This is a genomic window from Nostoc linckia z4 (assembly GCF_002608075.1).
GTDB classification, from domain to species: domain Bacteria; phylum Cyanobacteriota; class Cyanobacteriia; order Cyanobacteriales; family Nostocaceae; genus Nostoc; species Nostoc linckia.
This window is the reverse complement of sequence record NZ_LAHA01000051.1, coordinates 44285-54587: the sequence shown is the minus strand read 5'-3', so window position 1 is coordinate 54587 and position 10303 is coordinate 44285. Positions and strand designations below refer to the sequence as shown.

The 10303-nt window shown below is 43.9% G+C and carries 7 protein-coding genes; 3 read left to right on the top strand and 4 right to left on the bottom strand.

Annotated elements, in window-relative coordinates; genetic code table 11:
- Positions 1 to 25 precede the first annotated feature (25 nt).
- Both VF06_RS29150 and VF06_RS29145 read left to right on the top strand, forming a co-directional pair.
- Positions 26 to 445: a BlaI/MecI/CopY family transcriptional regulator gene (locus VF06_RS29150; protein ID WP_099073228.1), complete on the top strand. Its 420-nt coding sequence runs from the start codon at positions 26 to 28 to the stop codon at positions 443 to 445.
- Complete coding sequence (locus VF06_RS29145; protein ID WP_099070303.1) at positions 445 to 1284, top strand: M56 family metallopeptidase; 840 nt, start codon at positions 445 to 447, stop codon at positions 1282 to 1284. Before VF06_RS29150 ends, VF06_RS29145 begins: the two co-directional genes overlap by 1 nt.
- Positions 1285 to 1341: 57 nt before the next feature.
- On the opposite strand, the gene VF06_RS29140 is transcribed toward VF06_RS29145, so the two are convergent.
- From VF06_RS29140 to VF06_RS29125, 3 genes are all read right to left on the bottom strand, one after another.
- Positions 1342 to 1929, bottom strand: a complete 588-nt coding sequence (locus VF06_RS29140; RefSeq protein WP_099070304.1) for a Uma2 family endonuclease — start codon at positions 1927 to 1929, stop codon at positions 1342 to 1344.
- A gap of 1222 nt (positions 1930 to 3151) precedes the next feature.
- On the bottom strand, positions 3152 to 5605 hold the full coding sequence (locus tag VF06_RS29130; protein ID WP_099070306.1) for an ATP-binding protein: 2454 nt from the start codon (positions 5603 to 5605) through the stop codon (positions 3152 to 3154).
- Positions 5606 to 5607: 2 nt separating this feature from the next.
- On the bottom strand, positions 5608 to 6666 hold the full coding sequence (locus VF06_RS29125) for an ATP-binding protein (RefSeq protein WP_099070307.1): 1059 nt from the start codon (positions 6664 to 6666) through the stop codon (positions 5608 to 5610).
- 537 nt (positions 6667 to 7203) lie between these two features.
- Here VF06_RS29125 and VF06_RS43005 point away from each other — a divergent pair.
- Positions 7204 to 10149: a lamin tail domain-containing protein gene (locus VF06_RS43005; RefSeq protein WP_099070308.1), complete on the top strand. Its 2946-nt coding sequence runs from the start codon at positions 7204 to 7206 to the stop codon at positions 10147 to 10149.
- Here the strand turns inward: VF06_RS43005 and VF06_RS41410 are convergent.
- Entirely contained in the window at positions 10099 to 10299 is a 201-nt protein-coding gene (locus VF06_RS41410; RefSeq protein WP_180267755.1) for a hypothetical protein, read from the bottom strand. The genes VF06_RS43005 and VF06_RS41410 overlap by 51 nt on opposite strands.
- Positions 10300 to 10303: the final 4 nt, after the last annotated feature.

The window sequence follows — 10303 nt, the reverse complement described above, 5'->3', positions numbered from 1 at the left end:
ACCCCCCACACTCCCCTTCAAAACTATGGCACCTTTACCTGATTACCGCCCGAAACAACTATCTTTAGGCCCCTTAGAAGCAGAAATTTTAAATATCGTCTGGGAACTCGGTTCAGTCACAGTCAAAGATGTTCACGATCGCATTTTGGCCGATCCCAACCGAGAATTAGCTTATACTTCGGTAACAACTGTTCTGCGACGCCTCACTGACAAAGGTTGGCTAGCTTGTGATAAAAAAGGACGGGCATTTTATTGGCGGCCGTTGCTGAGTAAACAACAATCACAGGTAATCAAAGCCCACGAACAGTTACAACGATTTCTGGCGGTGGGTAACCCTGATGTAATTGCAGCCTTCGCCGATAGTCTCGATGAAGCAGCCAGCGAACAAATCGCAGCCATCGCCAAACGCATACAATCTGCACGCCAAGCCAGGGAGGAAAAATGATGCATCTAATGATGATTTTGATTACTTTGGCCGTTGCTTGGTGGTTGAGATCCTCCTGGAGAGAACCCCAAGGTAGTTGGAGTTTGCGGTGGCGGCGATCGCTATTTTTGTTTCTCTTCCCCCCTTTGCTAATTTTTATGACAGCGATCGCTGTTTTGTTCATGGGGCCTCAAGGCAGAATGGGCGGAATGTACGCAGGTTCAATCAGTTATTTCCTGGCATTAATTTATTTAGGAATTTTTGCCATTTTATGCATTAAACTTGCCTTTCAAGGTTGGCAGTCTGTGGAATCTGCCCGGAACTGTCCTAGCGTGAATTTGGGAGAAAAACGAGCCAGACTACTGCAAACAGAAGCGATGTTTGCAGGACAAATTGGTTTTTGGCATCCGGAATTAGTGGTAAGCGTTGGATTATTGGAAACTCTTTCACCAAATCATCTAGAAAGCGTCCTAGCACACGAACAAGGGCATTATCAGTACAGGGATACATTCTGGTTTTTCTGGCTGGGTTGGGTGCGTTCCTGTACTGCCTGGTTGCCAAATACAGAACCTTTATGGCAAGAACTGTTAGTTTTGCGCGAACTCCGCGCCGACAGTTACGCAGCATCGCAGGTAGATCCTTTAGTGTTAGCAGAATCACTGTTGTTGGTAGTTAGTAACAACCCTCTATCATCAGAAATTTGCTGTGCTGCATTGGGTTCTCCTAGTGCAGACCGTTTAGAACAAAGAGTAGAAGCTTTATTAGCACCACCAGAACCAACCCCAGAAGCTCAATTGCATTCCTGGTATGGATTTATGTTAGCTTTTTTACCTTTAGTAACTGTAATCTTTCATAGTTAAGTTAAATCTAAAAAGTTATGAATCCACATGTAGAGACGTTGCAATGCAACGTCTCTATTATTTGCGTCCTGTCAACACTTGTTCGGCATTCAAATCCAGCTGTGGAAAAGTAGAAGAAATAATGCGTTCTTGTCCTCGGAATGCAACGGCATCATAGAACCCTTCTACAAGAGTGCATACTGTTACCATCTCTTGAATGGGGTCAACAATCCAGTATTCAGGAATTTCGAGAACAGCATACTCAGAACGCTTGCTGCGGTAATCTGTGGTTTGTGTAGATTCGCTGACTACTTCTACTACTAATATGGGAGGAGTTTCGTTAAGTTCGATTACAGCTTCGCGATGAGAAAGTGCTTCCCATTGCTGTGTGAGTAATACTACCACATCTGGAATTCGTGAAGTATCCCAACGTCCTCCACGTGGCGAACGAACTCCCACAGAAAACTTTTGTGCTGTCCAATCCTTACCCATTTTGCCAATTTCGTCATCAAAGCTTCGTTCTAAAAACTTCGAGATGCCACCGTGCATGAGCGTGCCAACACTCATTGGGATTAATTCTCCATCTACCAATTCATATTGGGTATCCGTGCCATCTTTATATTTAAGATACTCTGCAAAAGTCAGTTTTTTAGTGGTTGCAGTCATAGCGATTCCTCAGCGATGACTTAATACAGTTATTTTAGGCGACAACCAAGGGTGATGAAGCAATATTGTTGACTGCGAAAAGTAGAATTTTTTTATTTGGAAGTTCCATTAAAAAGGTATTAAGTAGATGGACATAAATAAATATAATATGTTCTGTCATTGCGTTCGCGTAGCGTCTCGTAGAGAGCGAAGCGAAGCAATCGCAAAGTCTCTGGGATTGCTTCGCTTCGCTCGCAATGACATCTTAGATTTAATCATGACTATCTACTTACAACACGAAATTGCGACGGTAAGAGCTTCTGCTTTCCCTGTAAGAGCTTCTGCCTTCCCTGCAAGAGCTTCTGTCATGACATTTCCGTGTTTCGCGCACCCTGCAAGAGCTTCCGCCTTCCCTGCAAGAGCTTCCGCCTTCACGTTTCCGTGTTTCGCGCACCCTGTAAGAGCTTCCGCCTTCACGTTTCCGTGTTTCGCGCACCCTGTAAGAGCTTCTGTCATGTTTGTAGCAATATCAGTTCTGTCTATAGCGATGTCAGTTGCGACAATAACCCTACTATGTATACACAAGTCGAATTACCCCCCTTGTCAAGGCTACGGTGTACACACAAGTCGAAAAAACCCTATCTATAAAAGACAGGACTTACGCAAGTGTCACAAAAAATCAATTTTTTTTGCTTGTAGTAAGGACTTCAGTCCTTATTAGAGGACTAAAGTCCTTACTACAAACTTAAAATAATATGCCAGTTGCGTAAGTCCTAAAAGATTTGAAGAAAGGTAGTGGCGTGTCAAGCCTTAAATGTTGGAATAGATTTGATTGTGGGATGGGTGTCCTCACCCGTCCGGGCGGGCAAGATGCCCACCCCACAAGAGTTTAGTGATGCACTATTTTAGCTGTGTCAGTCCACTACAACACCCTTAGTAGCCTTGACAAGGGGGAGCCACTGCGTTGGGCGGCTCTGCCGACTTGTTCGCGCAGCGTCTCCCTTTGGGAGAAGCAAGTGGCGTTAGGGTTTGTTTGAAAAGTGTTTAACTGTGATTTTAATTACCCCCCTTAATCCCCCCTTGGTAAGGGGGGAAACAATAAAATCTAGTTCCCTCCCCTTTATAAGGGGAGGGTTAGGGTGGGGTAAAAATATTTGATACATCAATCATGACTTTTCAAACATCCTCTTAGGGTTAGGGTGGGGTAAAGAAAGGACTAGTAGTGATTCGATAACTTGTTAAATTACTCTTCTTCTAACACTTGTTCTACATATCTTCGTACCAAAGGCACTTGAAAAGCATCGCCTTCTACAGTCAAGATTTCTTTTCGCGCTAGTTTGCGGACAACACCTTTGTCTTGTGGTGTAGGAATTTCGCCTTGGATTAAACGCCGGAGTAAATTACGGTCATTCTCTGCTAAACTCCTCCATAATTCCCGAAAATACTGAACGCCTACCTCAAGCACTTGCGGAATAATCTCTTCGACATTTTGTGCAGTGGCTTTGACTGTATCTGCATTTCCCTGGTTTCTTCTAATATCGCCGTTTAGCGACTCCACCAACTCGTAACATACCAACTGAACCAGAAAAGGCTGACAGCGAGTCAGTTGAATAATTGCATCTACAGCACTTGGTTCATATATATTGGTGAAGTTCTCCACTGGATGTAAAATCAAATCGCGGGCTTCTGATTCTTGCAGGTAAGTCATTCGCAAAGCACGGGTGTTAATTAAATAGTCACTCCAGTAATCTTCAAGTTCAGATAACTCCTGCGAACCGCTAAAAAGTAAAATCCATTTTTGGTGGTGTTGCAGCAGGTTACGAATAAAATTGAGTGGCGCACGGCTGTTTGTTGCTTTGACTACTTCATCCAAGCGTTCGTATTCATCCAAACACAGAAGAAATCGCTGACTGCGGTTGCTGCGTTCTATTTCTGTTAACCAACTTTGCAGCGCCGGAAATGGATCTTCAGCTAGTTTTTTGGCATCTGGATAAGGCAAGAATACTTTGCGGGGTAATCGCCGTGCAGCTTCGATAATTTGTTGAGCTAAATTTTCAGCCAATCCTTTTAACGTTGTCGCTGATGCTGCACCCTGTAAATCTACCAGCAAAGGTACAATATCTGAGCCAATTCTATAAGGTAGATATTTCAACGCTGAGGTTTTCCCTGTCCTGCGTCCACCATAAAGTAATAATACTGGTGGTTGCTCAGAAAGCGCCAATGTTTCAATTTCTCGAAATATGTCAATTCGCCCTTTGAAACGATTCTTTGCTGTTTCGGGGTCTAGGGAATTACCAGCAATATAAACTTGGCGAATTTCTGTTGATTGCTGTGCTTGTTCCTCTAAAGTGCGCTGCGCCGTCTCTAGTATAGTCAGCCAACTTTGTGCAGCGTTGCCAAAAGAGACAGCAACGCGAGCATCTTTTGTCAAAGCTAGACTTTGCCCCAGTTGGCGTAATGCATTGATGGGAATATTCAGTAACTCATATTTACGATAAGGTGAAGTTGCTTCCTCTGAAGCCCGTACATTCTGACTAATATCCAAAAATTGGGGCAGGACAGCGCCAAGTTCCTTTGGTGGTGGTGAGGGAATCCAGGCTAGTTGGTTGGCAATGTCCAAAATATCGCTCAACCTCTGACAACGATTGAAAATATCTACAACAACACCATAAATTGCCTGTGCTGCTACTTTTTGCTGATTGGTGGATGTAATTAGATAATTAATAGTCTCACGGGCAGCAGCAGGGTTCTTTCGATAAGCCTGTACAATCATCAAATCCATGAAAGGCAGAGGCAAAATAATCAATTCATCAAAGCGAGGGGGCAGATATAGCAAACAATTTACTTGCTTGTCGTTGCGAGACAATAAGAACAAGGTGAGTATCCACAGTAATTCTGGCAACCAGAAGTAAATCCGCAAGATACCGAAAATCCCTGCTACGCCTAACGCGATGCCCAACGCCACTTCTCCCCCCATACCTCCCAGCCCACCGAGTACCGTACCAAAAGCTACGGCTGCCACCACGCTTACCAATACGTGCAACGCCACCTCTGCCACCACACTCAACGCTACGCCCACCGTCACACCTAGCGTCACGCCCAACGCCACGCCTCCCGCCACACCTAACAACGGCACACTCAAGCCCAAGCCTACACTTACTGAGACGTGTGACGCTATGTCGAGCGCTACGCCGAGCGCTAGGTTCAACACTAGAGCCGACCCCACGCTTAAGATCACACCTAACGCCACGTCCAACACTACGCCTGATAAAAATTGAACAGCCAAATACATACTAAAAAACATACTAAAAGCAGCAATTAGGAAATTAACTAGTTCATTTTTTTTACTGCCACCGTCTAGAACGGGAATTATAAAGCAACCCACCAAAAAACCACAGCTTATAAACCAGTTAAATGACTCACCACTCATCAGAGTGTAAACTGGTGCTACCAGCAACACAGCAACCACTGGAACTACAGCAGTTAGCCACCAAACTTGCCCAGCATAGCGACGCAGGCGGGGGTTAGAACGAAACTCAGCTCGTTTATGAAAGGGGTTATCTCTGGGTTTGAGTTCTGGATGAATATCGCGCAGCCAGCGTTTAAAGCTAAAAGGCTTGAAGTAAGCCCAATACAAAAGCCGCACGCATTCAGCCACATAATTCCAAAAGCCTGATGTTGGGGACTTGTTACTCATGGCTACTTTATCCCCAATTTGTCACGCACAAAATCCCAAAGTTCATTCCAGGGCACTACACCCACCAAAACCAAAACTGCTAAAAGCAGCATAACTAAGCCAGTAATCCAGTTGCCGATATCACCTACAGTTACACCAATGAATTGAGGTATCTTCCCTAGACGCACTGGCAAATCCCAAAATAACCAACGCAGCCATAATTGCCATTGCTGTCCCTTTGATGCCGATTTAGCTTTAGTAAGCTGTTGTTTAAACTGCTGTTTTGCCCACTTAATTGGCTTGCCTTGTTGACGTGCTTCCCACAAATAGTAACCAGCCAATTGCAACTTGTAAGGATGACGATCGCCCCATTGCTGCACACAATTCTGTTCGTCTACACTCAAAGCAGCACCATTAATAGAACGACTTGGTAAGCGCGACAGTTCAATCGCCTCATCTGTCGTTAGTTCTTGCAAATAAATAGTGTGACCAAGATTGAAAAAACTAGAGCCGAAGTGATGCTCGTTAGCATAAACATCCAATTGTTTACGGGAAGCCACCACTAACATCAAGGCGTTGCTATCCATCAGCGATCGCAAATTGTCATAAAATCCATTATCGAATTTATCGGGATATTTCAAAAGGCATTCAAAATCATCCAGACATAACACGGGTAGCTTCCCTTGCTGTTTCCATTCCCTAACCGCATCAGAAAAAGCTTGACGATTCAGCGGTCTACTCCTCCAAGGATTTCGCAGTTGTAGTTGCCATCCCTGAACCTGACTGAGTAAACCTTCTGCCACAGCCTCATAAAAACCCATTTCAGTTTGGCAATCTACGCCCCGTAACGCTAAGTAAATTACCACATAGCGACTGGTGTTTTGTAATACTCGCTGCTCCCAAGTGCGAAGGAAATAATACAGCAGTGAAGATTTACCAATGTGCTTGTCACCAACTATATTGATGCTTGTAGGCTGGTCGCCCTTCATCCGAGATGCGATCGCATTTAGTTCATCTTTACGCCCTACAAACAGCCTCAGATCTTCAATCATCCCCGCAGCCAAAAAAGGGTTATCAGCCATTATCTGTAAAGTTTAATTACATAAATTTATCCATTAATGATTACGATAATAAAACAAAAATCTGCCAGAGCAATTTATTGAGTGAATAAAAATAAGCTCTGCGATTATACTTTTAAAAAATAGAAATTACTTCAAAAATAAATTGCGATCGCTTCGCTCAACTTGAATCTTAAATTTGGCAAAACTCTGCGTTCCTTTGCGTTTACTCTGTGTCCCTTTGCGTTGAAAAAGATAGTGTTTTGAAACGCAGAGCGATCGCAAAGGAACGCAGAGGTTTAATCGACGGCAAACAGGTGCTTATAAACCGCATCTACACTGTTGAAGGGCTAGTTCTATCGATTTAAGAATTGGAGAGCGAATGCAAATCAAGATGGTAGATTTTCGTACAACTTGGGTAACCTAACAGCAGGCATCGCCTAAGTGCATTAGAGTTTTTATTCTTCTTTATAAGTGCTTTTTAAATTTTGCCCAGATACAGAGTGCCTTGTCGCAGACATCGTACTCATTCAATTAACATCAGGAGCTAGCAAAGCATAAATGAGTCTACTGTTAAAATGTCTTTTAGCGGTCAATAACAATCACCTCAACCGTTATAAAAAACTACTAACTGGCCTTGTTCTTTTACTGTGCTACCTGAATTTTGGTATCCAATCTGCTCGTGCTGAAGGTAGTCGCACCCTCTATCCCAGTAACGCCCCAGCCGGCAGTAGCAGAGCTAACCTAGAATGGCGTACTGATACTTATGGCGGTCTGGTACTGCGACGAACTTTACTAAAAGTCTATGCCAACCAAGGAGAGTATATTCTTTTGGGTTCCAGTGCAGTTGGAGTAGGTAGCGGTAATATCAGCGTTTACAACCCCAATCGTGTTAGTGACAGTATTGGCAGTGAAACTATTCCCAATACAGCAGATTTTGTGTGTACTTCCCAAGCTGGGCGGGGTGTTATCTCAAGTCGCCAACAAGAGTTAAGTGGCCCCCGTGCGATTTCTGGCCCAGGTAATCCCAACGGCTATATTCCCTGCTTCTACCAAGCTCCATCCACCGGAGTTTATGATATCGTTTTCTACGGGCCTGATGGGGGTGGTTCTTCAACTAATGGCGCTCCTACTGGTGAGATTAATTTGAGTAGTGGCAACAACTTTGGTACTCAACAAGGAACTAGTGTTGCAGTTTGGGATGTAACGGTACGCAGCAGCGACCAAACTTCCACAACTGACAAAGAGGGGCGGTTATTTAGCTATTATCTAGCATTATTTACTGGTAATAACGGTCTATATCTCAACTTTCCTGTTTATCCAATAACCACAGATGGCTTCCGATATAAAGTAGAACTCAGGGGTACAGATCCCAATGGATTTGTTCTCTATGGTAATCAAACTGGGTTTTTTGATAGTGACGGCATATCGCCTCTCTACCACGACATACTGGGAGCAGATAGTCAGCTGGCAAATCCCCAAGGCGGTGTTAGCTTGGCTCGTCCGCAATTCGCTACCTTTTTCAACTCCATCGATGACACCGTGCTTGGATTTGTTGACCGTTACAAACGAGATGGCACTTTAGAGGGGACTGGCATTCCTCTTAGCCCAATTATTCCTACTGTTAATAATTTACAATTTAACGGCACAGTTTCAGGAAATAACAGTTCTTACGGTACAGGCGGTACTTTTAACTTTAATAGCAACATTACAGGTACTTACGAACTGATTATCAGCCGAGACGGCAGCAATTTTGACCCCACCAACACCCAAAATCGCCTTTTGCGAGGAATTATGCCCACAACGGGACAGCAAGCAATTAATTGGGATGGAAAAGATAACAGTGGTAATTTTTTTCCGGTTGGCAGTAATTACAAAGTTAGTGTCAGAACTTACGGAGGTGAATATCACTTTCCCTTATTGGATGCGGAAAACAATTTTACTGGCGGCCCTACCATCACAATGCTGAATGCTACTAATCCCATAGGCAACACTAGAGGATTTTACGACGATCGCGGTTATAAAACCATCGCTGGTACTCAAATCGGTACTTCCGGTCAAGTACTTTGTGGTATTAATCCACCAAACCCAGCCTTTAGCGACCCAATTAACGGTTTTGACACCGCCAGCAATAACAGGAAATTTGGTCAGTCTGGTAACGCTGGTAATGCTGGGACATCATGTAACGGCTCTTTTGGAGATGCCAAAGGGTTGGATTTATGGACTTATTATCCTGGTACAACTCAACCAACTCCATTCAACATTATTGATAAAGTTTCATCTAACAACGTTGGCAAAGTGATAATTAATGAAGTTTTATATAACGAAACTGGCACAAATAGTAACACTAACGATGAATTTATTGAACTTTATAATCCATCTTCATCAGCTGTAGATTTGAGTGGTTTTAAGTTGGCTGATGGACACTTAACTGCTAATGATAATGATACTACTAACGGTTTTACTTATACATTTCCCAACGGCACAACTTTACAACCAGGACAATATGTAGTGATTTGGATTGGTAATAATAACGCCAATCATCAAGCCACAGGAGCAGCTTTTCAAGCTTGGTTAGGACAAACTCCCAAACTCAACAATTTGGGTGATGATATTTGGTTGTACGATAATCAAAATCAAATTATTGACTATATCGCCTATGGCAGTGCTAATGAAATTAATACGCCTCCCGCAAGTGCCCTCAATCTTTGGGACAACACATATCAATCTTCTTTAATTGGAGTTAACACTGGACAATCCATCAGCTTAACTCGCAATGGCTTGGATACCAATATCAGCGCTTGCTGGGAAGCAAGCACCAGCGGTAACGCTAGCACGCGCTGTCCAAATTATCTACCAACTAGAGACACTGATACCATAGGCACTCGCGTTACCAGCGTCGGCGAAAACAATAACGGTGTTACTGTTGCTAATGCCAAGCTTTTGTTAGTGAAACGCATCACCCGCATCAATAATCAAGACATAACCGACATTGTAGATGGTCGCAGCGACGTTGCCACCACTGCTGCCAACTATATACCAGAACCCTACGCCACTGAAGATAACGATACAAAATGGCCTGCTGGTTATTTGCGGGGAGTGATTAATGCTGGCGCTGTGAAGCCAGGAGATGAGTTGGAATATACAATTTACTTCCTTTCCAAGGGCCCCAATGATGCCACTAACGTTAAATTTTGCGACTTAGTTCCCAGCAGTGCTACTTTTATTCCCACAGCCTTTAATAGTAATGCACCGAGTGATGGCGGTTTATCAGCAGCAGATAGAGGTATTGCCCTTGCAGTTAGTTCCAGCAATCCTACAGTTTACCTTAGCAACATAGAAGATGGCGATCGCGGACGTTTCTATCCTGCAAACGAGTCAGTCCCCTCATCCTGCGGTAACAATACCAATGGCGCTGTAGTAGTGAATATCACCCGCACTCCAGATTTACCCAATTTAATCAAAGATGTTTACGGCTTCGTCCGCTTCCGGGCTAAGGTGAAATAAAGTGTTGACTGATGACTGGGCATGGGGCATGGGGCATGGGGCATTGGGCATGGGGCATTGGGCATTGGGCATTGGGCATTGGGCATTGGGTATGGAGACAAGGGGGACAAGGGGGACAAGGTAGCAATTTTTCTCCCCTATCTCCCCCATCTCC

Excerpts from the sequence above, each read along its gene's own strand:
- VF06_RS29150 (WP_099073228.1), top strand. The coding sequence starts at position 26 with ATGGCACCTTTACCTGATTACCGCCCGAAACAACTATCTTTAGGCCCC.
- VF06_RS29145 (WP_099070303.1), top strand. The coding sequence starts at position 445 with ATGCATCTAATGATGATTTTGATTACTTTGGCCGTTGCTTGGTGGTTG.
- VF06_RS29140 (WP_099070304.1), bottom strand. The coding sequence starts at position 1,929 with ATGACTGCAACCACTAAAAAACTGACTTTTGCAGAGTATCTTAAATAT.
- VF06_RS29130 (WP_099070306.1), bottom strand. The coding sequence starts at position 5,605 with ATGAGTAACAAGTCCCCAACATCAGGCTTTTGGAATTATGTGGCTGAA.
- VF06_RS29125 (WP_099070307.1), bottom strand. The coding sequence starts at position 6,666 with ATGGCTGATAACCCTTTTTTGGCTGCGGGGATGATTGAAGATCTGAGG.
- VF06_RS43005 (WP_099070308.1), top strand. The coding sequence starts at position 7,204 with ATGAGTCTACTGTTAAAATGTCTTTTAGCGGTCAATAACAATCACCTC.
- VF06_RS41410 (WP_180267755.1), bottom strand. The coding sequence starts at position 10,299 with ATGGGGGAGATAGGGGAGAAAAATTGCTACCTTGTCCCCCTTGTCCCC.